Annotated in this window: 28 protein-coding genes; 11 read left to right on the top strand and 17 right to left on the bottom strand. The window is 69.0% G+C overall.

Annotated features, from left to right (window positions below; genetic code table 11):
• Nucleotides 1–11: 11 nt before the first annotated feature.
• Together IG04_RS0115290 and IG04_RS0115285 are read right to left on the bottom strand one after the other, a co-directional pair.
• Entirely contained in the window at nt 12–1,313 is a 1,302-nt protein-coding gene (locus IG04_RS0115290; RefSeq protein ID WP_036014676.1) for a purine-cytosine permease family protein, read from the bottom strand.
• 2 nt (nt 1,314–1,315) lie between these two features.
• Nucleotides 1,316–1,996: a tRNA-dependent cyclodipeptide synthase gene (locus IG04_RS0115285; protein ID WP_030477307.1), complete on the bottom strand. Its 681-nt coding sequence runs from the start codon at nt 1,994–1,996 to the stop codon at nt 1,316–1,318.
• Between the two features lie 187 nt (nt 1,997–2,183).
• Between IG04_RS0115285 and IG04_RS0115280 the strand changes: the two genes are divergently transcribed.
• From IG04_RS0115280 to IG04_RS0115265, 4 genes are all read left to right on the top strand, one after another.
• Nucleotides 2,184–3,116, top strand: a complete 933-nt coding sequence (locus tag IG04_RS0115280) for a LysR family transcriptional regulator (RefSeq protein WP_030477306.1) — start codon at nt 2,184–2,186, stop codon at nt 3,114–3,116.
• Nucleotides 3,117–3,207: 91 nt separating this feature from the next.
• Complete coding sequence (locus IG04_RS0115275; RefSeq protein WP_030477305.1) at nt 3,208–3,555, top strand: rhodanese-like domain-containing protein; 348 nt, start codon at nt 3,208–3,210, stop codon at nt 3,553–3,555.
• A gap of 47 nt (nt 3,556–3,602) precedes the next feature.
• Nucleotides 3,603–4,064: a thioredoxin family protein gene (locus tag IG04_RS0115270; protein ID WP_030477304.1), complete on the top strand. Its 462-nt coding sequence runs from the start codon at nt 3,603–3,605 to the stop codon at nt 4,062–4,064.
• Between the two features lie 70 nt (nt 4,065–4,134).
• A complete protein-coding gene (locus IG04_RS0115265) occupies nt 4,135–5,283 on the top strand; it encodes an MFS transporter (RefSeq protein WP_030477303.1) in 1,149 nt (382 codons plus the stop codon).
• A 6-nt stretch (nt 5,284–5,289) separates the two neighbouring features.
• Here IG04_RS0115265 and IG04_RS0115260 read toward each other — a convergent pair whose 3' ends face one another.
• Nucleotides 5,290–5,916, bottom strand: coding sequence for an isochorismatase family protein (locus IG04_RS0115260; protein WP_030477302.1), 627 nt, complete (start codon nt 5,914–5,916; stop codon nt 5,290–5,292).
• 104 nt (nt 5,917–6,020) lie between these two features.
• Between IG04_RS0115260 and IG04_RS0115255 the strand changes: the two genes are divergently transcribed.
• Nucleotides 6,021–7,106 carry a GlxA family transcriptional regulator gene (locus tag IG04_RS0115255; RefSeq protein WP_084401236.1) on the top strand — a complete coding sequence of 362 codons (1,086 nt, stop codon included), beginning with the start codon at nt 6,021–6,023 and terminating at the stop codon, nt 7,104–7,106.
• Here IG04_RS0115255 and IG04_RS0115250 read toward each other — a convergent pair.
• From IG04_RS0115250 to IG04_RS0115240, 3 genes are all read right to left on the bottom strand, one after another.
• Entirely contained in the window at nt 7,014–7,859 is an 846-nt protein-coding gene (locus IG04_RS0115250; protein WP_159460463.1) for a universal stress protein, read from the bottom strand. The genes IG04_RS0115255 and IG04_RS0115250 overlap by 93 nt on opposite strands.
• Nucleotides 7,860–7,922: 63 nt before the next feature.
• The gene (locus tag IG04_RS0115245) at nt 7,923–8,798 is read right to left on the bottom strand and encodes a slipin family protein (protein WP_036014673.1); all 876 of its coding nucleotides are present in this window, start codon (nt 8,796–8,798) and stop codon (nt 7,923–7,925) included.
• A gap of 116 nt (nt 8,799–8,914) precedes the next feature.
• A complete protein-coding gene (locus IG04_RS0115240) occupies nt 8,915–9,319 on the bottom strand; it encodes a MarR family winged helix-turn-helix transcriptional regulator (protein ID WP_030477298.1) in 405 nt (134 codons plus the stop codon).
• 111 nt (nt 9,320–9,430) lie between these two features.
• Here IG04_RS0115240 and IG04_RS0115235 point away from each other — a divergent pair, with 111 nt between their 5' ends.
• The gene (locus tag IG04_RS0115235; RefSeq protein WP_030477297.1) at nt 9,431–9,709 is read left to right on the top strand and encodes a DUF3040 domain-containing protein; all 279 of its coding nucleotides are present in this window, start codon (nt 9,431–9,433) and stop codon (nt 9,707–9,709) included.
• Between the two features lie 130 nt (nt 9,710–9,839).
• Here IG04_RS0115235 and IG04_RS43985 read toward each other — a convergent pair whose 3' ends face one another.
• The 3 genes from IG04_RS43985 to IG04_RS0115215 form a co-directional block, all read right to left on the bottom strand.
• Nucleotides 9,840–10,349, bottom strand: a complete 510-nt coding sequence (locus IG04_RS43985) for a CHRD domain-containing protein (protein ID WP_159460464.1) — start codon at nt 10,347–10,349, stop codon at nt 9,840–9,842.
• 86 nt (nt 10,350–10,435) lie between these two features.
• Nucleotides 10,436–11,641: an NAD(P)/FAD-dependent oxidoreductase gene (locus IG04_RS0115220; protein ID WP_030477295.1), complete on the bottom strand. Its 1,206-nt coding sequence runs from the start codon at nt 11,639–11,641 to the stop codon at nt 10,436–10,438.
• A complete protein-coding gene (locus IG04_RS0115215; protein ID WP_030477294.1) occupies nt 11,638–12,075 on the bottom strand; it encodes a membrane protein in 438 nt (145 codons plus the stop codon). The genes IG04_RS0115220 and IG04_RS0115215 overlap by 4 nt, the downstream gene beginning before the upstream one ends.
• 141 nt (nt 12,076–12,216) lie before the next feature.
• Here IG04_RS0115215 and IG04_RS0115210 point away from each other — a divergent pair, with 141 nt between their 5' ends.
• Nucleotides 12,217–13,422 carry an acyltransferase family protein gene (locus IG04_RS0115210; RefSeq protein ID WP_030477293.1) on the top strand — a complete coding sequence of 402 codons (1,206 nt, stop codon included), beginning with the start codon at nt 12,217–12,219 and terminating at the stop codon, nt 13,420–13,422.
• On the opposite strand, the gene IG04_RS0115205 is transcribed toward IG04_RS0115210, so the two are convergent.
• The 3 genes from IG04_RS0115205 to IG04_RS0115195 are packed head-to-tail and all read right to left on the bottom strand — an operon-like array spanning nt 13,415 to nt 15,953.
• The gene (locus tag IG04_RS0115205) at nt 13,415–13,885 is read right to left on the bottom strand and encodes a hypothetical protein (RefSeq protein ID WP_030477292.1); all 471 of its coding nucleotides are present in this window, start codon (nt 13,883–13,885) and stop codon (nt 13,415–13,417) included. The two genes, IG04_RS0115210 and IG04_RS0115205, sit on opposite strands and share 8 nt — an antisense overlap.
• Nucleotides 13,882–15,282 carry a sensor histidine kinase gene (locus tag IG04_RS0115200; RefSeq protein ID WP_030477291.1) on the bottom strand — a complete coding sequence of 467 codons (1,401 nt, stop codon included), beginning with the start codon at nt 15,280–15,282 and terminating at the stop codon, nt 13,882–13,884. The genes IG04_RS0115205 and IG04_RS0115200 overlap by 4 nt, the downstream gene beginning before the upstream one ends.
• Entirely contained in the window at nt 15,279–15,953 is a 675-nt protein-coding gene (locus tag IG04_RS0115195) for a response regulator transcription factor (protein ID WP_030477290.1), read from the bottom strand. Before IG04_RS0115195 ends, IG04_RS0115200 begins: the two co-directional genes overlap by 4 nt.
• A gap of 114 nt (nt 15,954–16,067) precedes the next feature.
• On the opposite strand from IG04_RS0115195, the gene IG04_RS0115190 reads away from it, so the two are divergent.
• The gene (locus IG04_RS0115190; RefSeq protein ID WP_030477289.1) at nt 16,068–16,811 is read left to right on the top strand and encodes an SGNH/GDSL hydrolase family protein; all 744 of its coding nucleotides are present in this window, start codon (nt 16,068–16,070) and stop codon (nt 16,809–16,811) included.
• 147 nt (nt 16,812–16,958) lie between these two features.
• On the top strand, nt 16,959–18,599 hold the full coding sequence (locus tag IG04_RS0115185; protein ID WP_084401245.1) for a SpoIIE family protein phosphatase: 1,641 nt from the start codon (nt 16,959–16,961) through the stop codon (nt 18,597–18,599).
• Nucleotides 18,600–18,605: 6 nt separating this feature from the next.
• On the opposite strand, the gene IG04_RS0115180 is transcribed toward IG04_RS0115185, so the two are convergent.
• Entirely contained in the window at nt 18,606–19,046 is a 441-nt protein-coding gene (locus tag IG04_RS0115180; protein ID WP_051769943.1) for an ATP-binding protein, read from the bottom strand.
• A gap of 361 nt (nt 19,047–19,407) precedes the next feature.
• Between IG04_RS0115180 and IG04_RS0115175 the strand changes: the two genes are divergently transcribed.
• A complete protein-coding gene (locus tag IG04_RS0115175; protein ID WP_030477286.1) occupies nt 19,408–20,217 on the top strand; it encodes an SAM-dependent methyltransferase in 810 nt (269 codons plus the stop codon).
• A 107-nt stretch (nt 20,218–20,324) separates the two neighbouring features.
• Nucleotides 20,325–20,693, top strand: a complete 369-nt coding sequence (locus tag IG04_RS0115170; protein WP_030477285.1) for an STAS domain-containing protein — start codon at nt 20,325–20,327, stop codon at nt 20,691–20,693.
• A gap of 34 nt (nt 20,694–20,727) precedes the next feature.
• On the opposite strand, the gene IG04_RS0115165 is transcribed toward IG04_RS0115170, so the two are convergent.
• Genes IG04_RS0115165 through IG04_RS0115150 form a run of 4 tightly spaced genes read right to left on the bottom strand, consistent with a single transcriptional unit; the run spans nt 20,728 to nt 24,351 of the window.
• Complete coding sequence (locus IG04_RS0115165; protein ID WP_030477284.1) at nt 20,728–22,512, bottom strand: glycoside hydrolase family 15 protein; 1,785 nt, start codon at nt 22,510–22,512, stop codon at nt 20,728–20,730.
• Nucleotides 22,509–23,570 (bottom strand): glucose 1-dehydrogenase, encoded by a 1,062-nt coding sequence (locus IG04_RS0115160; RefSeq protein ID WP_030477283.1) that lies wholly within the window; start codon nt 23,568–23,570, stop codon nt 22,509–22,511. The genes IG04_RS0115165 and IG04_RS0115160 overlap by 4 nt, the downstream gene beginning before the upstream one ends.
• Nucleotides 23,570–24,151: a copper chaperone PCu(A)C gene (locus tag IG04_RS43980; RefSeq protein WP_051769941.1), complete on the bottom strand. Its 582-nt coding sequence runs from the start codon at nt 24,149–24,151 to the stop codon at nt 23,570–23,572. The genes IG04_RS0115160 and IG04_RS43980 overlap by 1 nt, the downstream gene beginning before the upstream one ends.
• Complete coding sequence (locus IG04_RS0115150) at nt 24,148–24,351, bottom strand: hypothetical protein (protein ID WP_030477281.1); 204 nt, start codon at nt 24,349–24,351, stop codon at nt 24,148–24,150. Before IG04_RS0115150 ends, IG04_RS43980 begins: the two co-directional genes overlap by 4 nt.
• Between the last annotated feature and the right edge of the window lie 81 nt (nt 24,352–24,432).

Below are 24,432 nucleotides of genomic sequence, written 5' to 3'. Positions count from 1 at the left end.
TCACTTCCCCATCAGCGGTGAGTGTCGACCCGGGATCGCGGCGCCGGCCGCATGATCCCGACCGTTTTGCCGATCGCAGCGTACAACGCGAACGCGACCACGACGGAGTTGATCGTCGGAATGCCGAACGGCACCAGGAAACCGACCGCGGTTCCGGCCGCCCAGCACACCAGCGATGCCGGGACCCAGTCCGGCGGAACGGCCGGCAGCTCCCCTCTCGCGCGCGAGGAGTCCAGCTCCGCGCGCCAGGTGCGCACCACGAAGTACTCGGCGATCATGATGCCCGCGACCGGTGGTGTGATCACCCCGATCCAGGTGAGGAACACGGTGAAGTGGCTGAGGATGCCCAGAGCGGACAGCAGGGTTCCCAGGGCGCCCAGCCACAGCGTCGCGGTCGATCGGCTGATCCTCCTGCCCAGCAGCACGTCGACGGTGTTCACCAGGCCGAGGGACGCCGAGTAGAGGTTCCAGTCGTTGATCTTCAGGATCGCCGTGATCATGATCAGCGTGCCGATCACGCCCGAGCTGGACATGATCATGCCGACCACGTCGGAGCTGAGGGCGGCGTGCGCGAGCAGCACCCCGGTCAGGCCGATCAGGTACTCGCCGAGGGTGACGCTGATCAGCGTCTGCTTCACGACGTCGGAGGGACGCCGGTTGAACCTCGTCATGTCGGGGGTCATGACGGCGCCCATGATGAACGCGCCCGCGACCAGCGTGGTGCCCTGGGCCAGGCTCAGCGCCGGGCCGGGCGGGGCCATGCCGACCAGGTCCGCAAGGTCGTGCCGGTGCAGCTCGGAGACGATCGTCCAGCCGGTCAGCAGCAGGAACGCGGGCACGGTGAGATAGGCCGTCCACGCCATGGTGTGGAAGCCCGCCACGACGATCACGGTCACCACGATGCCGCCGAGGATCGCCCACGCCCAGACCGGCGGACCGCCCATCAGCCGGTGCAGGCCGTGCGCGAACACGTCGTTCTGCACGCCGAACCAGCCGGCGAGGCTGAGCGTCACGAGCAGGCCGACCAACGCGGAACCGCGTGCCCCGAACCCGGCCCAGCGGGCCAGCACCGACGTCGACACGTTCTCCCGCACGCCCGCGATCCCCATCAGGATCGTGACGATCTCGAGCATCACCGACCCGAGCGTGATCGCGAGGACCGCGTCCCAGAACGTCATCCCGAGCCCGAGCGTGGCGCCGAGGAGGAACTGGTGGAACGCCGAAACCTGCCCGAACCGTTGCACGGCAACGGAGACCCACGACCTCCTGGCCTCGTCGGGGAGCCTGCTCAGCGAATAGTCGTCGTGTGCCACCGTCAGACCGCCTCTTCGCGAGGTGTCAGCACGACGAAACCCTGTGCTGGGTTCGGCAGCCAGGCCAGTTCCCTGGCGTACAGGCGTTCCAGGAACGCCACCCTCTGGTGGTAGGCGAACACCGAGCTGTCGACGCCCGCGATCGCCGGGGTGTCGATGAACATGGGCAGCTCCGCGAGGAAGTACCGGACGGCGCACCGCAGCTGTTCCCCGGTAGGCACCTGGCCGTCCGGCAGGCGGCGGTCGAGCACCCAGCGCGTGGCCTCCAGGCACTCCGCGGCGAAGGCGTCGTCGGTCAGGAACCACGCACCCGCGTCGCGCAGCAACTCCCGGTACCTGTCGTTGCGGGCCAGAGCGGCGCCGTCGAGCAGGTGCTCCTCCGGCTCCGGCACGCCGGCGTCGCGCAGGGCGCGGCAGATCTTGTTCACCACGTACTGGCCCTGCCGTCCGGCCTTGCGCTGCGCGCGGCCGGGTTCGTAGCCCAGTGCCTCCAGCGTGTACACGGCCGCATGATCGGGCACGAAGAAATGGAAACGCTCGAATTCCCGCATCGCCCAGCGGGCGAGTGCGGTGATGCGTTCCACCGAAAAATAACTGTTGAACGGGCTCACACCGACGCACACATGCCTGCCGCTTCGCAAAGGGGTGGCACAGTGCTCGGTCAGCGGAGTTGTCAGCAACACCGTCGACTCCGAAAGTTATATTCACAGGGGCAGGGAAATCCGGATTCGACCACTATCGGCAGAAGCAGAACCGGCGGGTACTGCCGGAACGTCATGCCGTCGCCTTATGCGCCCAACGCCCGAACGTCCTGCTCCGTTCGGCGCCGAACTGCTGACAGAACGCGTTCGGGCGTGTCTGATGAGTGACATGGAGCTCCAGGTCCGCCATCTGCGGGTGCTCGTCGCCATCGCACGAGCGGGCAGTCTCAACCGGGCGGCCGGCGAGCTGCGCCTGGCCCAGCCCGCCCTCAGCCACCAGCTGCGCCGCATCGAGCAGCTGGTGGGTGAACGGCTCTTCGACCGCGGCCCGCGCGGCGTGCGCCCGACCCGGATCGGAGAGCTGGTGCTCGCCCGCGCCGCGGCGATCATCCCGGCGTTCGACGAGCTGGACCGGGACTTCCGCCTGCAGCAGCCGTCCCCCGGCGGCCTGCGGATCGGCTGGAACGACAGCAGCCTCGTGCCCGGCCTGTTCGGGTGCGTCGAGCGGCTGCTGCCGGGCCATGAGCTCACCAGCCGCGCGGACCTGTCGCACAGCAGGCTGGTCACGCAGGTCGCCGGCGGGTGCGTCGACCTCGCGGTGGCGATGATCTGCGGTCCGCGGACGCTGGCCGTGCCGGACGGGGTGCGCGCCGAGCGGGTGGTCGTGGAGCCCTCGTTCGTGGCGCTGCCTGCCCGGCACCCGCTGGCCGCCTCGCCCGTCGTCGAGCTGGGCGAGCTGGCTCAGGAGCAGTGGATCGTGTCCAGCTGCGGCGACGGCTGCCGGGTCGTGTTCCGCGAGATGTGCCTGGCGCACGGGTTCACCCCGCGCATCGCGCACGACGTCGACGCGCTGCGGCACCGCCTGGTGTCCGGCGAGCACGGGGTGTGCCTGGTGCAGCCGACCACGCCGGAACCTCCCGGCATGGTGATCCGGCCGCTGGCCGGTGATCCGATGAAGGTGCAGCACGTCCTGCTTTGGCGCGCGGACCACCCGCTCGGCGACCGGTTCGCGGCCGTGCACCTTGCCGCCGTGGCCGTCTACGAACAGCTCGTCGCGCAGAACGACCGCTATCGCGGATGGATGGATAACGGCGTGGCATAGCGCGCTGACAGTGGGCATGGATCCCCGGCCCGGCCACACTCGGAATCGGCGCGAATTACTGCGCGAACCGTGCTGGAAAGGGATCGCTTCGATGTTGCCGTTGATCTCCCGAGAGGAACTCCACAAAGGAATCGACGCGGGCACCCTGGTGGTGGTCGACACCATGCCCGCGGGCTACTACGAGAGGGAACACCTGCCCGGCGCGGTGAACATTCCCGGATTTCCCTACGAGCAGGCGGCCGAGTTCACCGACCGGCATGCACCCGACGTCCTGCCGGACAAGGCCGCCGAGATCGTCGTCTACTGCGCCAACGTGCCTTGTCGCAACAGCGAGCTCGTAGGGGCCCGGCTGGTTCAACTGGGGTACTCGAACGTGCGCAAATACCGTGAGGGCATCGAGGACTGGGTCGGTGCCGGCCTCGCCACCATCTCCGGTTGAGCACCTGCGGTTGCCCGGAATTTTCCCTGCCTATCAAGGAGTTCTCAATGTCCCTGCTCAGGAACTGGCTACGCGCGGGCGTCGCAGCCATGGTCGTCATGGCCTCGGTGCTGCTGGCCGCACCCGCCCAGGCCGCACCGCCGGCCGGCTCGAACATCCAGATCAGCGCGGAGCACGTCATCACGGTGACGTCCGCGAACCACGCCCAGGTGATGGAGCAGTCCAGGACCAAGCTGGTCATCCTGGACTTCGGCGCCACCTGGTGCCCGCCCTGCCGTCAGCTCAAGCCGGTGCTCGAGAAGCTGGCCGCGGAGTACAACGGCCGGATCCTGGTCGGCATGGTCGACGTGGACGCCAGCCGTGACCTCTCGTCCCAGTACCGCATCCGGTACCTGCCCACGCTGGTGCCGGTGCGCAACACCGCGGAGCTCCCGGGCTCCCGCATGATCGGGTTCAAGGGCGAGGCCGCGCTGCGGACGTGGATCGACGCCCAGCTGGCCAAGGGCTGACCCCGGTCCGCCGCCCCGGCACGGGTGTCCTGCTCCCGTGCCGGGGCGGTTCCCACGCGAGAGGAATCCCTTGTCCCAGAACAGGCTGCCGTGGCGAGCGCTGCTCGCACTGACCCTGACGGTGCTACTTGGCTGCCTTTGCGAGGTGCTGCCCGCGGGGTTGCTCCTGGGCATGTCCGAGGACCTCGGGGTCTCACCGTCCGCCGCCGGACAGCTGGTCACCGTCTACGCGGTCACCACCGCGGTCACCGCGATCCCGCTGACCGCGATGACCTCCCGGCTGCCGCGCAAGCGCGTGCTGGTGGCGCTGGTGCTCGGGTTCGTCGTGACGAACCTCGTGATCGCGCTGTCTCCCGGCTATGGCGTCATTCTGGGCGCACGGGTGGTGTCCGGCGCCATCACCGGCGTGATGTGGTCACTGGTGGCGGTGTACGCGATGCGGATCGCGCCGCCAGGACAGGCCGGACGCGCGCTGGCGATCGCGATGGCGGGCACACCCGTCGGATTCGCGGCGGGAGTGCCCGCCGGCACGGCACTCGGTGAACTGGTCGGCTGGCGTTGGTCGTTCGCGGCCATGGCGGCGATCGCGGTGCCGTTGCTGTGCTGGATCCTGCTCGTGGTACCGGCGGTCACGACCGAGCCTGCCCGGCCGGCGCGACATGCCCTGCCGGTGCTGCGTCCGATTCTGGTCATGGTGTTCGTGTACTCGTTGGCACACAACATGCTTTACACGTACGTCGGTCCGGTCCTCGCTCGACTGGCACAGGCAGACCTGCTGACCACGGCGTTGCTCGTCTTCGGTATCGCTGCCGTGGGCGGAATTCTCGCCGTTGGATCCACATTGGACCGCAATCCCCGTGGAGTGCTGGGCTGGTGCCCGTTGCTGACCGCCGCCGGCATGGTTCTACTGGCGATGTCCGACGACGTGGCCACCACCCTGATGGCGTGCGCGGTATGGGGCCTGGCGTTCGGCGGCGCACCCACGGCGTTCCAGGCAGTCACGGCTCTGATCGCGGGACGAGACGCGGATCGAGCCCAATCACTGACCATCGCGGCCTGGAACGGCGCGGTGGCAGGGGGTGCCGCGGTGGGAGGAGTGGTGCTGGACACCGCGGCACCCGCATTGATCTGGACGGCCGCGGCGCTGCTGGTGGTGCCGTTCTGGGCGGCGACCCGCCTTCCCGCCGCCGTGGGGCGCGGCGCGTCCACAGGCTCCTGACACCCGTCACACGAACGCGGTTCGTCCCTGGATGGCGGAAGTACCGAGGTCGCTCTTGGGCAGCGCCTCGCCGGCCTTCACCGCGGTGACCCACGCATCGGTGGTCGCCACCGCGGCGAAGTTCGAGTGCAGCAGGACGAGCAGTGCCCCGTGCAGCTGCTCGGCCGACACCTTGCCCGCCTCGTTGGCGAGGTGGATGGCACCCGTGGCGTCGGAGAGGATCTCGGCGGCCAGGCCGAGTTCCTCGGCAGCCGCAGCGGTCGCGATGTCGCAGTTGTTCGTCATGTAGCCGACGATCGTGATCGTGTCGATGCCGCGCTCGGCAAGCCACTGCGCCACGTCGGTGCCGGCGAAGACACTGGACTTGCCCTTCGTCACCCGCTTCCAGGACGGGGTCGCACGCTTCTCGACCTCTGGATGCAGCGACCAGCCAGGAGAGCCGGCCGCGAACACGGGCGCGCCCTCAGGGAGTTCGTGCTGAACGACCACGACCGGCACGTCCTGCTGTTCGGCGACGTCGAGCGCACGGACGACATTCGCCAACGACTCCTCACGCGGTGGGTACTGGACCTGCAGAACGCCGTCGAAGTACTCCTGCTGGACGTCGATGACGATCAGTGCGCGGGTGGGCATGTGCTCTCCTCGATACCGGGACAACCTGTCGCCACCACCCTGTCTGTTCGGCATCCGGTAGCGTGAGTGGCACAAACGACCACTTTCGATGGATTCGGGCCAAAGTGCGTATCGCAGTCCACGCCTTCGACGGCATCACGATGTTCCACCTCGCGGCCCCGCTGCTCGTCTTCGGCGAGGTCGGCCGGCAGGGTCTGGCCGCCGGCTGGGAGACCTCGATCTGGACCGACGACGGCTGCGGCGTCCGGACCGCTGAAGGCCTCACGATCGAGAACGTCCACGGCCCTGACGTCGTGGACACCGCCGACTTCCTGGTCTTTCCGTCCTGGCCGAGCGATCTGCGCCCGGTCAGCCCCTGCCTCGCCGGCCTGATCCGCACCGCCCACGCGAAAGGCACCCGCGTCGTGGGTCTCTGCTTGGGCGCTTTCCCCTTGGCCGCCAGCGGGCTCCTTGACGGACGAAGCATCGTCACGCACTGGGCGGCCGCGCCCGTTCTCGCCCGGCTGCACCCCACGGTCACCGTCATCGACTCGGCGCTCTACCTGGACCACGGAGACGTGCTCACGTCGGCCGGCACAGCCTCGGCGATCGACGCCTGCCTGCACATGGTCCGCACGCATCTCGGGTCCGCCGCCGCCTCCACGGTGGCACGTCACCTCGTGATCGCACCGCACCGAGATGGCGACCAGGCTCAGTACATCGACCGGCCGGTGCCTGATCCGGGCGGTGTCGGCCACATCGGCCCGACCATCGACTGGGCACTCAACCGCCTCGGCCAACGACTCGACGTCGATCAGCTCGCCGCCCACGCCGGCATGAGCAGACGCAACTTCAACCGGCGTTTCACCGAGGCCACCGGGAACACGCCCGCCCGCTGGATTCTCGCGCGCCGGCTCGACGAGGGCAGACGTCTGCTCGAAACGACCACCTGGCCGATCTCTCGCATCGCCCGCAGCTGCGGCTTCGGCAGCGCGGTGACCTTCCGCCAGAACTTCGTCGCCGCGTACTCCACCACACCTACGTCGTACCGGCAGCGGTTCACCACGCCTCAGTCCCGCACAGCCGCCGCAAGCGGAGCGATCCCGCCGCCTTTGCCGTCAGGCGACGGCGACCGGGCAGCTCGCGTGGTGCAGAACGCTGTGACTGGTCGAGCCGAGCAGCAGGGTGACGAAGCCGCCATGCCCTCGTGAACCGAGTACCAGCAACTCGGCACCGGACGCCGCCGCGGTCAGCGTCGCGGCCGGCGCACCTGACAGGACTTCGTCGCACGCGTGGACGGAGGGGTACTTGGTCATGTGGGGTTCGAGCAGGCTGCTCAGGGTTTCCGACGCGGCCAGGTGGAGTCGCCGCAGGTCTGCCTGTGGCAGGCCGGCCATGATCTGCACAGTGGACGGGTCGAACACATGGATCGCGCACAGTTCCGCCTGACGACGATCCGCCTCGTCGAACGCGAAGGCCAGAGCGGCTTCCGAACCGGCAGAGCCGTCGACTCCGACCACGATCTTCCGCTCACGCGTACCGCCGCGACGGGTCCCCGGATCGGGCACAACGACGACAGGACACTGCGCGTGTCGTACGACCTGGTCGCTGACCGATCCCAGCCGCAACCCCCGGAAGCCACCGGCACCGCGCGCGCCGACCACGAGGAACAAGGCGTCGGCGGCGATGCGCGGCAACTGCTGCGCCGGATTCCCGCTCACCAGCCGCGCTGCCACCCGGACGTGTGGTGACCAGCGGTCGGCGTGTTCGAGGCCTTGGGTGAGAACCTCTCCGCCGAGGTCACTGACACCGCCATTGTCGTCAGCTGTTCCGGGCTGCTTGCGAACGTGACACAGGTCGATCGTGGCATCTCGCAGGCTGGCTTCCGCCAGCGCCCACTCCAACGCGAGCACGCTGTCCGGCGAACCGTCGAAGCCGACCACGACGCGGGGCGATCCAGTCATGACTTCCTCCATGGCCCAGGTCGTGGCCGTCTCGCGACGGTCCGAAGTGGATGGTTGCGCGGATCAACAGGTGGCGCGTTCGACGGTAGGTGGCACCGGGTCGACGTCGAGGATGCCGGGAGCAGGCGCCGGACGGGGAATCGTCCGGCCGTTGTGCGCCGAGGGCGCGTTCGAGGCTTCCGGCGGGGTCGCCCGCTCCAGGAAGCGGAGCAGCTCGACGGGGAACGGCAACACCAGCGTGGAGTTCTTCTCCGCGGCCACCTCGACCACGGTCTGCAGCAGCCGCAACTGCAGCGCGGCCGGGTGCTCGGCCATGGTCTCGGCGGCGCTGGCGAGCTTCGCCGAGGCCTGCAGCTCGCCGTCGGCGGTGATGACGCGGGCTCGCCGCTCGCGTTCGGCCTCCGCCTGCCGCGACATCGACCGCTTCATGGACTCCGGCAGGACCACGTCCTTGATCTCCACGCGGTCGATCTGCACGCCCCAGCCGAGAGCCGGGCTGTCGATCATCAGTTCCAGCCCCTGATTGAGCCGTTCCCGGTTCGACAGCAGGTCGTCCAGGTCGCTCTTGCCGATGATCGAGCGCAGCGACGTCTGCGCGACCTGGCCGACAGCAGCGTGGTAGTCCTCCACGTCCACGATCGCGCGGACCGGGTCGTCGACCTTGTAGAACACCACGGCGTCGACGCGCACGGTCACGTTGTCGCGGGTGATGCCGTCCTGCGCCGGGACCGGCATGGTGATGATCTGCATGCTGACCTTGCGCAGACGGTCGGCGAGCGGCAGGAGCAACGCGAGTCCCGGGCCGCGAACCCCGGAGCGCACGCGGCCGAACCGGAAGATGACGCCTCGCTCGTACTGGGTGATGACCCGGACGCTCGACATCAGCCCGAACAGGCCGATACCGGCGCCGGTGAGCAGCAGCACGGAGATCGCGTTCATGTCGTCCTCCCGATGTCTCGCAGACTAGTATCGTATCACGATATGTCGGGAATGACTGATCCAGAAAACGTTGCCACACAAAGGATGTCCGCGCGGTACGGCGGCGGGAACACGGGTCAGACGGGCGGCGTGAGCGCCGATCCCATCCGACGGAGTTCATCACGATGCAGCGTGCTCAGCTGCGCGAGCACCTTCTCCCCCAGTTTGGTCAACAGCACCCGCACGGCCCGTGCGTCGGTCGGATGCGCCGCCCGTGTCACGAGGCCTTCCCCCTGCGCCCTGTTGACCAGCTCCACCACGCTGTTGTGGCGCAGCTGCAGCCGGTCGGCGAGCTCGCGCACGCTGGCCCAGTCCCGATCCGGGAAACCCTTGAGCGCCAGCAACAGCTGGTACTGCTGCGGGGTGAGCCCGTGGCCGCGCACGGTCTCCTCGCTGAACCGGAGGTAGCTGCGGATCCCGAACCGGAACCGCGCCAGCGCCTCGAAGTCCCGCTTGGTCAGCGGCTCGCCCTCCGTCGTCATGAACTCATGACACCACGCCTTTCAGGTCCGCGGCCCTCCGACCCGCCCGACGACTTTGTATCGTGATACGATATGAGGGCGGGTCCTGCCGTGATCCGCGGGAGGTGCGTCGTGCTCAGTGATCGCGAACGCGAGGCGCTGTACGAGATCGAGCGCCGGTTCTGGGACGAGGATCCGATCCTCGCTCTTTCCCTCGATGCCGCCGAACGACGCCTGGCGCGCGACCGTCGCCGGTACGTCTACGCGACCACGGCCGCCGTGGCCGCTCCTCTCGGTTTGTTCATGCTGGCAGTAGGACTGCCGTCCGCCGCGCTGGTGTTCGCCGCGGTGGCCGGATGGGCATGGGTGGCGCGGCGCCGCCGGATCGACCAAGGCCGCCGCCACCCATGACCGCGTTCGTGCCCGGCGTCCCCGCCGTCGATGCCGGGCACGAACGCACCGACTTTCGTCCGAAGTCGAACTCGGGTACCGGTACTGGAGTGGGACGGCTGGTCACCGTCCCGCTCCAGAGCCGGATCGCCTAGCGGTGGAGCTGGCCGCGCACCGCGCCTGCCGGGTGATCCGGGTTGTGCACGTTGACGTAGAAGCGCTCCGGATGGCGGGCGATCTCCTGTGCGAGCGTCCGGCCGACCTGCGAACAGCTGGAACTGGAACCATCAGCCGGTGCTGCGAGATGCACCACCACAGGCCCGGCGGTGCCGGCCGCGCCGCGGTGGATGTGCGCGGCGGACGCGGCCTGGATGCGCTTGACCACGAGGGTGGCGCATACGTGGTCCCGCTTGACGCGGACGCTTGCGTGGCCACGACCGTCGGGATCACCCGGTCCGGGCACCTCGGCGGCGCCGGTGAGCCGGGCGCTGCGATGGACAGAGCCGAGCCCCAGGTCAAGGTCGAGACCAAGTCCGATGCCGATGTTCACGCCTGAACCGTGCGAGCTGTGGTCATCGGCTTGCGCCGCGGGCGCGAACCCGGCGAACAGGAACGCAGACACGGCGACCGGGGCGATCAGATTTCGGATGTGACGCTTCACCTGAACCTCCACGCAGAGCGAATGGTCTGTCACTCTCCATTCGCGACGGGAAGCGATCCGGATTGGCCGTCTGATCCGCGGAGTGCTCAGACCGCAGCGTCGGACAGATGTCGAACGTCGACCTGCCGCCGGGTCTGGATCAGGTCGCGCACGCCGCCGAGCCCCTCTTCCCAGCAGTTGACGTGCATTCCCGCCACCACCTCGCCGTCCGCGAGCCAGAAGGCGTGGAACGCCTTGCCGTCCACATCTCCCCTGGTGACGACCTGATCGTGACCACCAGGAGACACGTAGCCGGTGAACTCCATTCCGACGTCGTACTGGTCCGTGAAGAAATACGGCAGTTCGTCGTAGACGACCTCGTGTCCGAGCATCGCCCTTGCCGCGGCCTTGCCGCTCTCCACCGCGGTGGCCCAGTGCTCGACCCGCAACCGCATGCCGTACCTGGCGCTCGGGATGGCGGCGATGTCACCCGCCGCGTAGATGTCCGGATCGTCGGTGCGCAGGGACGCGTCGACCAGAATTCCACCGGCATCGATGGTGAGGCCTGCCTGTTCGGCCAGCGAGATGTTCGGGTGGGCACCGATGCCGGCCACCACGATGTCAGCGGGGATCTCCTGGCCGTCCGACGTGACCACCGCCGTGACCCGGTCACTCCCCCGCAGTTCGGCGACCTGGGTGCCGAAGCGGAAGTCGACGCCGTTGCCGCGGTGCAGGCCGGCGAAGAACCCTCCGATCCGTGGGCCCAGCGCGGCGTGCAACGGCGTCGGCGCGGGCTCGACCACCGTGACCGGGCAACCACGGCTTCGAGCGGCCGCGGCGATCTCCAGGCCGATCCACCCCGCGCCTGCGACGACCACCCGGCCACCGGCGTGCAGCGCCTCGCGCAGCCGATCCGCCTGGTCGATCCGGCGAAGGTGGTGCACGCCGGCGAGATCGGCACCGGGCACGCGCAGGCGCCGTGGACGCGAACCCGTGGCGAGCAGCAGTTTCGTGTAGCGAATCCGCTCGCCGCCGCCGATCTCGACCTCACGAGCCGCACGGTCCAGGCCTGTCACCGGACTACCGAGCCTCAGTTCGACCGAGTTGGCCTCGTACCAATGCTCTTCGTGCAGGTACACCCCGGCGCGTTCCCGCGTTCCGAGCAGGTAGTCCTTCGACAGCGGCGGACGATCGTAAGGCCGCTCATGTTCGTCGCCGAGCATCACGACCCGTCCGCCGAAGCCCTCCTCCCGGAGCGTCTGCACCGCATTCGCCGCGGCAAGACCGGCGCCGACGACGACGAGATCGGTCATGCGGTGCTCCCCTGCCGGTCACGCCGGGACCACACCGCGAGTCGAGCGAGCGCGAGCGCCGCCACGAGCAGGCCGAAGTCGCGCAGTGCGACGTCGAAGAAACCGGGACCGGTCACGAGGTTGACGATGATCCCGGCCAGCCACGCGGCGACCAGCAGGCCACCGAACCGCGGCGCGACGGCGACCACCAGACCCGCGACGATCTCGATCACTCCGACGGCGTACATCGCCTGCTGGGCCGTGCCCGGCACCAACCCGTCGATCCACGCCGCGAGGTACGGCGGCCAGTCGACGAGCAGGTTCGTGAACTTGTCGAGGCCGAACAACACCGGCGCGATGGTGAACACCGTCCGCAACAGCACGAACGCCTGATAGGCCGGGTCAGCGCGCAGAACACCGGACGCGGACCGACCGTGGGAGACCTCGGTAGCCATGACCTTCCCTTCTAAAAACAAGTTGAGCTGACTTTAGAACCACTTCCCTGATTTGGTCAACTCAAGTTGGTTTTAGAAGCGCGACACGATTGCGACGCCACGCCGACGGCATCCCGACATGGCGGCAGCACAGTCGGCGCCATGACGGAACCCCGGTCCACCAGGACCTCCCGGCCCACCACCGAGCGCAGACCTCATCTGCCGGCCTTGGACGGGTTGCGCGGGGTCGCGATCGCCGGAGTGGTGTTGTTCCATGCCGGCAACCTCGTGCCGGGCGGGTTTCTCGGCGTGGATCTCTTCTTCGCGCTGTCCGGGTACCTCATCACGGACCTGCTGCTGCGGGAGATCGGCACGAGCGGCACCGTGTCGTTGGTGGCCTTCTGGGGCAGGCGGATCCGCCGCCTGCTGCCCGCTCTCGTGACGATGCTCGCCGTTGTCACCGTCGTGGTCTGGGCGATCGCGCCGGACGACGTGGTGCGCACGACGCTCCGGGACGGCCCGTGGGTGCAGCTGAACCTGGTCAACTGGCACCTGCTCGCCGAGTCGGCCGGCTACTGGGACCGGTTCGGCACCGACCGGGTGTTCGAGCACCTGTGGAGCATCGCGGTCGAAGAGCAGTTCTACCTGGTGTGGCCGCTGGTCCTGGTGGTCCTGGCCCGGTGGGGGCGGCGGGTGGAGCACCGCGTGGCGATCAGCGCGGCTCTCGTGTCCGTGCTGTCACTGGGATTGATGGTCCTGCTGCTCGACACGGCGGACACCACCAGGGTGTACACCGGGACCGACACCAGGGCGTTCTCGCTGCTGCTCGGTGCCGCGGCCGCCACGCGGCCGGTGCGGGACGCGCTCGCCGGCGCCATCGGCCGGTGGGCTGGTGCCGTGCTGGTGCTGCTGGCACTGGGAACCGGGACGGCGTGGGTGCTCGCGGACGGCGCCGGCTCGGTGTGGCTGTTCACGGGCGGGCTCTTCGCGCACTCGCTGGCCGCCGCGCTGCTGGTCGCGCTGTGCGCGCAGGCTCCGGGAGCACTGGTCGCGAAAGCCCTTGCCTGGCAACCGTTGCAGTGGCTCGGGCAGATCTCCTACAGCCTGTACCTGTGGCACTGGCCGGTGTTCGTGCTGTTCCCGCCGGAGCGCGGCTGGGTCTGGACCGTGACGGCCTGCGCGGTGTCGGTCGGGCTGGCCGCGATGTCGAAGTACCTGGTCGAGGACCCGATCCGGTTCCGCGCCACGTGGGCACGGGGACGTCGCGGCGTGATCGCGTTCACGGCGGTGATGATCGCTCTCGCGATGTTGTGGCTGCTGATGCCCGTTCCGGCCGCACCCTCGATCGACATCACCCGGATCACCTGATCAACGGACAGGTCCGCTCCACATCGGACTCGGGGGTGGCCTGGGTGAAGCGGATCTGCACCTTCATGTCCCGCGCTCCCCCGCTCTGCACGTGGACTCCCAGCGTCGTGCACACGATCTGGCCGATTCCCCGCGGTGTCACCTCGTCGGCCGCCAACGGCACCATCAACCGGATCACGTCCGGCGCGGTGGTCACCACCACCCGTGGCGTCGAGACAGGTGCGATCTCCGTACGCAGGTCCGAACCGCCAGGTCCGAGCAGTAACAGGTTCAGGGCCTCGGAAACGGTGCCGAGCCGGCCCGTTTTACGCAGCTGCGGCTGGAGCTCACCGCGCGCGTCGACGAAGTAGAGCGTGACTCCCGGTGCCACACCGGTGGGTGCCTCGCCGCCGTCGTCCACTCCGGACGGCTGCACTCCGCACCCCGCGACCAGCAGCGCCACCACGGGCCAGATTCGCCTCACCGGACCTCCGCGTCCCGTGGCAGCAGCAGGACGAACCGCGCCCCGCCACCGTCGATGTTCTCCGCCGTGAGCGTGCCGCCGTGCAGACGGGCGTTCTCCAGCGCGATCGCCAGGCCGAGACCGCTGCCAGGGGTGCGGGTGCGCGCGGCGTCAGCCTTGTAGAAACGGTCGAACACGTGCGGCAGCACGTGTTCCGGCAGACCCGGTCCGTTGTCCGTGACCGCGACCCGCACCTGCTCACCGGAGGCCGACACGTCCACGCGCACGGGTGGTGCGCCGTGCCGCAGGGCGTTGCCGACCAGGTTGGCCACGATGACGTCCAGTCTGCGCCGGTCCAGCCGCGCGGACACCGCGCCGGGGGCCACCAGCCCGACCACGCCCAGCCAGTTGCGGGCGCGCAGGCAGTCGTGCACCGCACGGGTCACGTCGACCTCCTCCATGCGCGACTGGGCGGTGCCCGCGTCGAACCGCGAGACCTCCATCAGGTCCTCCACCAGCCGAACCAGCCTCCTGGTCTCGGTGATCGCCAGTTCCGCCGACTCCCTGGCGTCGGGCTCCATGCCGTCGGCCGTCATCGCCAGCACTTCCACCACCGCTGTCAACGTGCTCAGCGGTGTGCGCAGCTCGTGCGACACGTCGGCGGCGAATCTCCTGGCGTCGGCCTGCATCCGCCGCATCGCGGCCATGGACGTCTGCACCGACCGGGCCATCTCGTTGATCGTGACGGTGAGGTCGGCGAGCTCGTCGGCACCCTGCGGCTGCGAGCGCGCGTCGAGGTCCCCCGCCGCCAGCCGGCGCGCGGTGTCACGGAGATCCCGTACCGGGCGCAGCACGCTGCGCGCCGCGAGCAGCGCGAGCACCACCGCCAGCGGCAGCGCCAGCGCGGCGGTGAGGATCGCGGAGCCCGTCATGTCGTCGATCTCCTGCTCGACGGCGGTGAGGTCCCGCGCGGCGTACACCTCGATCCCGGACGGGGTCCGGGCACCGTCCAGCGCGGTGATCATGACGGGAGTGCCGAGCAGCAGCCAGGGCTTTCCCTCCGCCGTGATCCGTTGTGCCACCAACCGCTTCTGGTCGCGCACGGCGCTTCGCAGCGCGTCGGTGACAAGCGCGGAGACCGAACCGTCCGCGGATTGCATGTCCTGGTAGACCACCAGCGTGTTATTGCCGACCGCCGCTCGCAGACGCTCGAGCGCGCTCTGATCGGGAGGAGTGGCCAGCTCCGGTGCGACCGCCGCGATCTGGGCGGCGACCGTTTCGGTGAGCCTCTGCTGTGCCGACGTCACGAGGGCGGTGCTCGCCGACCCCGCCCCGGACCAGGCGACCGCCGCCGCGCCGAGCACGGTGACCAGCACGAACGCCACCAGCAACCGTGGCCGCAGCCCACGCGGGCTCATACCGGCCCGAACCGGTAGCCGAACCCGCGCACGGTCTGCACGTGCTCCGGAGTGCCAGGACTGGCCTCGATCTTCGCCCGCAACCGCTGCACGCAGTTGTCGACCAGCCGGGAGTCGCCGAGGTAGTCGTGCTCCCACACCTCCTGCAGCAACTGCTGCCTGCTGAACACCCTGCCCGGAGCGCCGGACAGGGTCAGCAGCAACCTCAGCTCGCTCGGTGTCAGTGCCACGGGCGCACCGCGCACCTCGACGGTCAACGCCGCGGTGTCGATTCGCAGGTCACCGAGCACCCGGACGCCTTCGGCGATGTTCGTGCTGCGCCGCAGCACCGCCCGGATCCGCGCGTCGAGAACCGTGGGCTGCACAGGTTTGACCACGTAGTCGTCCGCACCCGCCGCCAGCCCGCTGACCACGTCGAAGTCGTCGCCCCGCGCGGTCAGCATGATCACGGGCACCTCGCCCTGCGCCCGGATGCGACGGCACACCTCGAAGCCGTCGATGCCCGGCAGCATCAGATCGAGCACCACCAGGTCCGGAGTGGACGATCGGAACTCGCGCAGCCCGTCCTCCCCCGTGTCCGCGGTGCGCACGTCGTGACCGTGTCTGCTCAGCGCGAGCTCGAGCCCCCGCCGGACCAGTGGATCATCCTCGATGAGCAGAATCGCCGCCACGCCGTCGAGTATGGACACCACCTGCTCCGGATGGCCGGTGACAGCGCTCGCCTGCGACACAAACGCGACAAAGCGGCGGATCCCCTGGGACACGCCGGTGGCACCGTCGAGCCCATGACCAAGTCACGACGCATCGCGTTCGGCCTGACCACCCTGCTCCTGCTCACCACCGCCTGCACCGGTCAGTCGCCGGCAACCGACGCGCCCGCCGGGCAGGCACTGTCCAAAGTGCTCTTCGTCGGTGACTCCATCGCCGTCGGAGAGGCGTTGCCGCTGACCGCCGCGTTCAAAGCGAGTGGCGTCGACTTCCAGTCGATCGCCGCCGAAGGCGGTGGCAACGTCGTCGGGCCGTTCTCCGACAAGAACTGGCAGAAGCTGCCCGGGCAGCTCACCTCCGCCAAGTCCCCGGTGGTGATCTACCAGCTCACGACGTACGACTGGGGCAGCGACCAGGAACAGCGGGCAGGTTACGAGAAACTGCTTCAGACGGTGGCCGGAACCGGCGCGAAGCTGGTGTTCGTCACTGCGCCGCCGATCCGGCCCGACGACTTCTACCAGCCGCACATGGCCGAGCTCGAGCGCGCACCCCAGGTCGCGCGAGAGGTCGCCGAAGCATCCTCCGGCCAGGCGACGCTGCTCGACGCGGGCACGGTGTGGGGCAGCACCTACCAGCAGACCAGGGACGGCAAGCCGGACCGCAGCGCGGACGGCATCCACACCTGTCCGCAGGGAGCCGCACGCTTCACCGCATGGCTGCTGACCGAACTGGCCAACCTCCACCCCGGTTTCACCCCGGCCGACCCCCACACCTGGGCGAACACCGGCTGGTCCGCTGATCAGCACTTCAAGGGCTGCTGACCGGCACGTCCCCGTGGCTCCTGATCGCCGCCTGCGGCATGTCCACACAGGACGAACCCGAGCCGCTGGACACGCCGGCGCCACTCGGCACCCGCGCCCCGTTCGAGCGCGACGCCCACCAGGTGCAGTCCGCCGCAGGACGATCTGATGTGGTTGGCTGCGTATGTGAACGCCGCCGTCTCCGATGATCGCACGGGCGAGGACGAGGTCACGCTTCGTCCGGACGACGAGCGCGGGCTTCGGCTTCTCATGGCTCTGCTCGGCCCTGTGCTCGACGACGCGCCGCTGGGGTTCGCGGTGTTCGACGACACGATGCGCTACCTGTACGTCAACAGCTACCTCGCCGCCCTGCACGGCCTGCCGGTGAGTCACCTGCTCGGCAAGTCCATCGCCGAGGTGCACACGGTCGACTACGTCGTGGCGGTCCAGGACCGTCTGCAACGCGTGTTCGACACCGGCGAGGTGGACCACGACGCCGACCTCGACCTGTCCACCACGGGCGACGAGATCCAGCTGATGGTCAACCGGTTTCCACTGCGAGATCCGGCCGGAGCCGTCGTCGGTGTCGCCGTCACCGTCCAGGACGTCACGCAACAGCGGAAGATCGCCGCTCTGCTGGCGGAGCAGCAGTACCTGCGGGTGCAGGCCGACCTGGCTGACCAGCTCGAACAGGCACAGCGCATCGGCGGGCTCGGGTCGTGGGAGATCGACCTGCGGTCGGGCATGGTGTGGTGGTCCCGGCAGATGTGCCGGATCGCGGGGATGGATCACGTTCCCACCAGCCTGAGAGATGCCCTCGCACTGGTGCACCCCGACGATCTCACCATCGCCCGGCGGTACTACGAAGCGCTCTCGGAAGGCCGCGCCTCGCGAGCCGAATCCCGGATGATCCGCCCCGACGGCACCACCATCACCGTGCTGAGCGCGGGTGAACCGGTCAAGGACGACACAGGTGCCGTAGTGGCGTTGCGTGGCACCGCGGTCGACAAGACAGCGCAGCGAACAGCGGAGAACGCGGCACGGGTGGCTCGCGCCGACGCCGAAGCGGCGAAGTCCGCGCAACGCGTCGATCGCGACGCGCTCGTACGCCTCCAGCGTGCCCTGTTGCCCGCGTCCATCCCGACGATCACGGGGCTGAACGTGGGCGTGGCGTACGAGCCGGCCAACAACCCCGCGGGCATCGGCGGCGACTTCTACGACTGCTTCGCGATCGGCGACGGGTTGTTCGGGTTCACCATCGGGGACGTGGCCGGCCACGACGTCGGAGCGGCGACCACCATGGCCCAGGTCCGCGCCGCCGTTCGCGCCTATGCCGTGGAGGACCCCTCACCCGGCTCGGTGCTGCGCAGGCTCAACCGGCTCATGCTGAACGAACCGGAACTCGTCATGACGACGATGCTGTTCGGCACGTACCGCACCGCGGACAGGGTGCTCACCTACAGCAACGCCGGACATCCGAAACCCGTGCTGTGCAGGCGAAGCCACGCGTCCCGCCTGGACGATCGCCACGGACCGGCACTCGGCGCGATCGAACGCGCCGAGGACTACCCGGAGGCGTCGCTCCGGCTCGAGCCCGACGACGTGCTGGTCTGGTACACCGACGGCCTCGTCGAGCGGCGCAGCACCGACTTCGAGATCATGACCGGCCGGCTCTGCGGGATCCTGGCGGCCCGGATGCCGGCGTCCGCCGGTGACCTGCCCGCTGACCTCGTGGCGCAGCTCGTCCGGGAGGAGCAGGACGACGACGTCTGCGTGCTGACCATCATCTGCGGTTCAGAGGCCGGCTGACGCAGGTCATTCCGCAGCGCCGCACGACGTGGCCGCGGTCTCGTCCGTGCCACAGCGGACCGACGCGAACACGGTCTTGCCACCGCCGGGCAAGGGGTGTGTGCCCCACTCGAGTGAGAGGTTGTCGACCACTACGATCCCGCGGCCTCGTGTCTCGCCCAGTCGCGATCGTCCGTACATGGGTTGCGACTCCGAGGTGTCGTCCACCTCGACCGTGATCTCACACTTCGCGTTGGCGCGGAGGACGCGGAGCCTGCCGGTACCCGCTGTGTGGTCCAGGACGTTCGACACGAGCTCGGTCACCACGAGCAGGACGTCGTAGCGGTGGTCCTCGCCGAGATCCCGCAGTCTCGAGGTGAGCTGTCCACGCAACGCCGACATCACGATGCCGGGCTCGATGAGCAGGTCCAGCACCATGGACCTGGAGTCTTCCTCGACGGTCGTCATGTGGGTGCCTCCGCATGGCATGCACGGAATCCGCTTGGCACGGCTCGGCTGACGCTACCTGCGGCCTGGCCGTGCGGGTTTCATTGCAGCGGATAAACCTGTTTCGGGAGGAAGTTCCTCACAGTTGTCCTGCCCCGGTAGGGCTAGGGTCTGTATCGAAGTCTGGTTCGATGAGAGTCGCGCTTGAGGTGGTTTCTGGTGGTGCGGCCGGACGGCCCGCATACCGGTGTTGTATGTGGGCCGTCCGGCCGTGCCGCCAGGGGCCGCCTCGGGCCCGGCTATCGCGGATCAGACTTCGATACAGGCCCTAGACTGTTGTCAGATCAGTCACGGCTGCCGGTCGGGAACGAGGATGGTCAGCATGGAACGACCGGCGTGGGCGGGTCCGGAAGTCGACGTGAACAAGCCGAGTGCGGCCCGGATCTATGACGCGCACCTGGGCGGGTTCCACAACTTCCAGGTCGACCGGGACGCTGCCGCGAAGATCGCTTCGTTCATGCCGGAGTTACCGGACATCCTGCGCGCCAACCGATCGTTCCTGCGCCGTGCGGTCCGCCATCTCGTCGGCCAGGGCATCACGCAGTTCCTCGATCTCGGCTCCGGCATCCCCACGGTCGGCAACGTGCACGAGATCGCCTGGAAGGCGAACCCGGACTGCCGGATCCTGTACGTCGACGCCGACCCGATCGCGGTCTCGCACAGCCGCATGATCCTCAGCGGCATCGACAAGGCCACCGCCATCCAGGGCGATCTCCGTGATCCGCACAAGATTCTCTCCGACCCGGAAACCCAGCGGCTGCTCGACTTCTCGCAGCCGATCGCGGTGCTGATGTTCGCGGTGCTGCACTTCGTGCCGGACGCCGACGACCCGGGCGCGATCATCCGGGAGTACATGGGCGCGACGGTGCCCGGCAGTTGTCTGGCCATCTCCCACGCGAGCCTGGAGGGGTCGGAGCCGGAGAAGGCGGAGGAAGCGACCCAGCAGTTCCGGCGCAGCGTCACCGATTTCTCGATGCGCACCCGCGCCGAGATCACCAACCTGTTCGACGGCCTGGAACTGATCGATCCGGGCGTGGTCTACCTGCCTGAATGGAAGCCGGACCACGGCGACGAGATCAAGGACGCGAAGCGGACGTCCACGTTCGCCGGCGTGGCACGCAAGAACCGTTGAGCCACGCCTGACCTGAGCCTCCGCGCCACCACGACGCGGATGCAGGCACCACGGTTGAGCGATATGGTCGTCTCCGTCCAGAGTCCGCAGAGCAGACAGGCGGAGCCATGACATCCAACCCGCTGTTCGTCGTCGACAGAGAAGCCGTGGACGGCAATCTGATCCTGAGGGCAGCCGGTGAGATCGATGGCGACACGGTACGACTGCTCGACGATGCCGCGGCGAAAGCGATCGAAAGCGCCTCGGCACTGGTTGTCGTCGATCTGACCGACGTGACGTTCATCGGCTCCACCGGGTTGAACGAGCTGCTCGCCGTCACCGAGGACTGCCGCGCGCGTGATCTGACGCTGGTGATAGCCGCGCCGCCGGGCACGGTCGCGAGACGAATCGTCGAGATCAGCGGCTTGTGGGATCACCTGGCCGTCGCGGACAGCGTGTCCGAGGCCGTGAGCCGCCGACGCGAACACCGGCCATGAACAGCTTCACCTGATCGAAGGAATCCGCACGCGCTCACGACGCCTGGGTCTCCGTCGGCTTCCCGGACAGGCTGCGAGCGGTGTTGACGAGCCCCACCAGGCTGAACGCCTGCGGGGTGTTACCGAGATGCCGCCCGGTGATGACGTCGTACTCCTCGCTGAGCATGCCGACGTCGTTGCGCAGGTCGAGCAGCCTGCGAAACAGTGCCTCTGCCTCCTCCGCGCGCCCGAGGCCCCACAGCGCGTCGGCGAGCCAGAAGCTGCACGCCAGGAACACGCCCTCGGAGCCGGGCAGACCGTCGACACGTCCCTCGGCCTCGACGCGGTACCGCAGGACAAGACCGTCCTCGCACAGTTGCTTCTGCACCGCGTCGACGGTGCCTCGGACGCGGGCGTCGTTCCACGGCAGGAACCCGACGCGGGGCAGGAGCAACAGCGCCGCATCGACCGCCTGCGAGCCGTAGAACTGGGTGAACGTGCCCTGTTCCGCGTCGTATCCGCGCTCGCACACCTCGCGGTGAATGGTGTCGCGCACGTTCCGCCAGCGGTCGACAGGCCCCTCCAGGCCGTGGTGTTGCACTGTGTGCACGGCTCGGTCGAGTCCCGCCCACGCCATGACCTTGGAGTGCACGAAATGGCGGCGCGGACCGCGGACCTCCCACAGGCTGTTGTCCGGTTCGGCCCAGTGCCCCTCCAGGTAGTCCAGCAGCGCTCGCTGGACGTCCCAGGCGGTGTCCGTGACCTGGATCCCCGCCTGCCTGGCGAGGTGCAGACCGTCCAGGACCTCACCCCACACGTCGAGCTGGAACTGGTCCGCGGCGGCGTTGCCGATCCGCACCGGCGCCGCGCCCTCGTAGCCTGACAACCAGGGCAGGACCTGTTCCGGCAGCCGCCGGGCGCCGTCGACGCCGTACATGATCTGCAGCTTGGCCGGGTCGCCGGCGACCGCTCGCACGAGCCATTCCCGCCACGCACGGGCCTCGTCGACGAAACCGGTGCCGAGCAGTGCCTGCAGGGTGAACGTCGCGTCGCGCAGCCAGCAGTAGCGGTAGTCCCAGTTGCGCGTGCCGCCGAGCTCTTCGGGCAGCGAGGTGGTGGCCGCGGCGACGATGCCTCCTGTCGGCGCGTAGGTCAGGGCCTTGAGCAGGATCAGCGCCCGGCGCACCTCCGCGTCCCACCGTCCGTCGTACCGGCAACCGCTGATCCAGCCGCGCCAGTACCGCTCGGTGTCCCGCAGTGCCTGTTCGGCGTCCACGGGTTTCGGCGTCGGGCAGTGCGAGGGCGCGTAGGTGAGCACGAACGGGATCCGCTGACCCGCCCGGACGGTGAACTCCGCGTGTGTGCCCCTCTCGTCCAGCGAGACCGGCGAATGGAACCACACCGCGTCCGGTCCGGCGATCGCGGCGAGCTGGCCGTCGTGGGAGCGGATCCACGGCGCGACGTCGCCGTAGTCGAACCGAAGCTTCAGGTCCAGGCGCATCGGCACCGCTCCGGAGACGCCCTCCACGATGCGCACCACGTCGGCGGCCTCACCTCGTGGTGGCATGAAGTCGATGACCCGTGCGGTCCCGTCGGCGGTCTCCCATTCGGTCTCGAGCACCAGCGTCTCGCCCCGGTAGCGGCGGCGGGTGCACGGCTCGCCGTTCGCCGGCGCGAGCAGCCACCGGCCCGCCTCCTCGTTGTGCAGCAACGCCGCGAAGCAGGCGGGCGAGTCGAACCGGGGCAGGCACAGCCAGTCGACGCTGCCCCGGCGGTCGACCAGTGCCGCCGTCTGCAGATCGCCGAGCAGCGCGTAGTCCTCGATCAGCGCGGGTGTCACGAATTCTCCCCGTCCAGGGTGATGACGACCTTGACGTCGTCAGGAGTGGGCTCGAACGCCTCGGCGTACCGCGACAGCGGCACCCTGCGGGTGATCAGCGCGTCCAGCCAGGACTCGTCAGCGGCCACCAGCGCGTCGGCGGCCTGCCGGTAGTGACGCAGGTTGGCGTTGACGGACCCGAGCACGGCGTCGTTCTCGAGGACGAGGTCGCGGTTCAGAGCCGCGGCGTCCAGCCTCAGCGGCCGTCCGCCGGACGAAACCCCGGTGAGGCACACGATCCCGTACGCCGCGGTGTTGGCGAGGACGTCGAAGACGACACCACCGGCGCCGGTCGCCTCGATCACCACGTCCGGCCGGAGTCGCGCGGCCACCGCCGCGGCGTCCTCGTGGTGGTAGGTCGCTCCCAGCCTGCGCACCAGATCGGGCTTGGGTCCCTCGGTCACGCGGTCGAGAACGTGCACCTCCAGTCCCTGCTGGATCCCGAGCAGCGCGGCGAGCAACCCGATCGGCCCCGCCCCGGTTACCAGCACCCGGTGCGGTTCGAACCAGGCCCGCTGCCCCACCCGGCGAATTTGCTCCCACGCCTTGGCCACCACGCTGGTGGGCTCCACGAGGACGCCGACCCGTTCCAGCGTGGGATCGATCGTCACCGCGTAGCCGGCCTCCACCGACCACAGTTCGCTCGCATACCCGTCGATCTCCTTGATGCCGCGTTCGGTGTACTCGCCGTTGCGGCACATGTCGAACTCGTCATGCGCGCATGCCCCACAGGGGACAGGGTCGGGACGACGGACGACGCCCACCACGAGATCACCTGCGGAGAACCCGGAGTCCGGTCCCGCCGAGTGCACTCGTCCCAGCGACTCGTGCCCGATGACGAGGCGCTCGCGTCCGGGCGGCGACCAGCCGTACTCGCCGCGGACGATCTCCTTGTCCGTCCCGCACACCCCGACGGCCAGGCCCTGGACCAGCAGTTCGCCGTCGGCGGGTTTCGGGTCAGGGACCTCCGTCAGCTCCACGGTGCCCGGTCGTTTCGGGATGACAGTGAGAGCACGCATCAGCGAACCTCACCTTTCACCGTCGCCGGCGTGATCCGGGAAGGCGCCTCACTCGAGGCCGGACAGTTTTCCGGATGCCGAAGGCCGGTCGCGTCGGTCTCGACTTCGATCGGGACGTCGAGAGTGACGCTCCCGGCTCGCTCGAACTCGAACGTGACCGCGACATCGTTGCCTGCCCACAGCTTGCGGGTGAGATCCACGAACTCGAAGTGGTAGGCGCCCATGGCTCCGCTCAGCCGGGCGACCCCTCCGTCAGCCAGCAGCGGCAGGCGTTCCACCTGTTCCGCCTGACCGTCACACTGCTCGTCCCAGCGCATCACGATGTCCTTGGCCGCGTCGCTGCGCACATCGACCAACGTGTCCGTCTCCCTGGCCTGGTTGAAGATGGAGAGCTGCACGACCGCGTCGTCGCCCGGCTCGTAGCCGTCTCCTCCCGGAGGCGTCATGTGGATGTTGCGCAGCAGCACCTGGCCTACCTCGCCGTTGGCACCGACCGTGCCGCTCTGCAGCACGCGCTGCGGATCTCCACAAGACGCGAGTCCGAACATCAGCAGGACGACGAGCGCGGTCAACAGCTTCATGCGGATGCCTCCGTGTCAGCGCTGCCGTCGGCGTACTCGATCACGACCTGCTTCGTGTCCCCCACACCGGCCGCGGGCGACGGACGGTCCTCCGCTCCTCCGCTGGGTGAGCAGCCCGCCACCAGAGCGACGGCGATCACGATCGCCGCCATCACCGCGATCAACGCCATCGCCGTCCGACGCACCTGCTCGTTCCGCATCCCCGCACCTCCGCCGCGTTCGAGCCGCCCCACCTGGGAGTAGGGCTACCCGGCAGCGCGCAGGAGCACGTCGAGCGGGAC

Source organism: Lentzea albidocapillata (assembly GCF_000719115.1).
Classification (GTDB): Bacteria; Actinomycetota; Actinomycetes; order Mycobacteriales; family Pseudonocardiaceae; genus Lentzea; species Lentzea albidocapillata.
This window is presented reverse-complemented; position numbering and strand designations above follow the sequence as displayed.

Excerpts from the sequence above, each read along its gene's own strand:
- IG04_RS0115280 (WP_030477306.1), top strand. The coding sequence starts at position 2,184 with ATGGAGCTCCAGGTCCGCCATCTGCGGGTGCTCGTCGCCATCGCACGA.
- IG04_RS0115275 (WP_030477305.1), top strand. The coding sequence starts at position 3,208 with ATGTTGCCGTTGATCTCCCGAGAGGAACTCCACAAAGGAATCGACGCG.
- IG04_RS0115270 (WP_030477304.1), top strand. The coding sequence starts at position 3,603 with ATGTCCCTGCTCAGGAACTGGCTACGCGCGGGCGTCGCAGCCATGGTC.
- IG04_RS0115260 (WP_030477302.1), bottom strand. The coding sequence starts at position 5,916 with ATGCCCACCCGCGCACTGATCGTCATCGACGTCCAGCAGGAGTACTTC.
- IG04_RS0115250 (WP_159460463.1), bottom strand. The coding sequence starts at position 7,859 with ATGACTGGATCGCCCCGCGTCGTGGTCGGCTTCGACGGTTCGCCGGAC.
- IG04_RS0115245 (WP_036014673.1), bottom strand. The coding sequence starts at position 8,798 with ATGAACGCGATCTCCGTGCTGCTGCTCACCGGCGCCGGTATCGGCCTG.
- IG04_RS0115240 (WP_030477298.1), bottom strand. The coding sequence starts at position 9,319 with ATGACGACGGAGGGCGAGCCGCTGACCAAGCGGGACTTCGAGGCGCTG.
- IG04_RS0115220 (WP_030477295.1), bottom strand. The coding sequence starts at position 11,641 with ATGACCGATCTCGTCGTCGTCGGCGCCGGTCTTGCCGCGGCGAATGCG.
- IG04_RS0115215 (WP_030477294.1), bottom strand. The coding sequence starts at position 12,075 with ATGGCTACCGAGGTCTCCCACGGTCGGTCCGCGTCCGGTGTTCTGCGC.
- IG04_RS0115210 (WP_030477293.1), top strand. The coding sequence starts at position 12,217 with ATGACGGAACCCCGGTCCACCAGGACCTCCCGGCCCACCACCGAGCGC.
- IG04_RS0115200 (WP_030477291.1), bottom strand. The coding sequence starts at position 15,282 with ATGAGCCCGCGTGGGCTGCGGCCACGGTTGCTGGTGGCGTTCGTGCTG.
- IG04_RS0115190 (WP_030477289.1), top strand. The coding sequence starts at position 16,068 with ATGACCAAGTCACGACGCATCGCGTTCGGCCTGACCACCCTGCTCCTG.
- IG04_RS0115185 (WP_084401245.1), top strand. The coding sequence starts at position 16,959 with ATGTGGTTGGCTGCGTATGTGAACGCCGCCGTCTCCGATGATCGCACG.
- IG04_RS0115180 (WP_051769943.1), bottom strand. The coding sequence starts at position 19,046 with ATGACGACCGTCGAGGAAGACTCCAGGTCCATGGTGCTGGACCTGCTC.
- IG04_RS0115175 (WP_030477286.1), top strand. The coding sequence starts at position 19,408 with ATGGAACGACCGGCGTGGGCGGGTCCGGAAGTCGACGTGAACAAGCCG.
- IG04_RS0115170 (WP_030477285.1), top strand. The coding sequence starts at position 20,325 with ATGACATCCAACCCGCTGTTCGTCGTCGACAGAGAAGCCGTGGACGGC.
- IG04_RS0115160 (WP_030477283.1), bottom strand. The coding sequence starts at position 23,570 with ATGCGTGCTCTCACTGTCATCCCGAAACGACCGGGCACCGTGGAGCTG.
- IG04_RS43980 (WP_051769941.1), bottom strand. The coding sequence starts at position 24,151 with ATGAAGCTGTTGACCGCGCTCGTCGTCCTGCTGATGTTCGGACTCGCG.
- IG04_RS0115150 (WP_030477281.1), bottom strand. The coding sequence starts at position 24,351 with ATGCGGAACGAGCAGGTGCGTCGGACGGCGATGGCGTTGATCGCGGTG.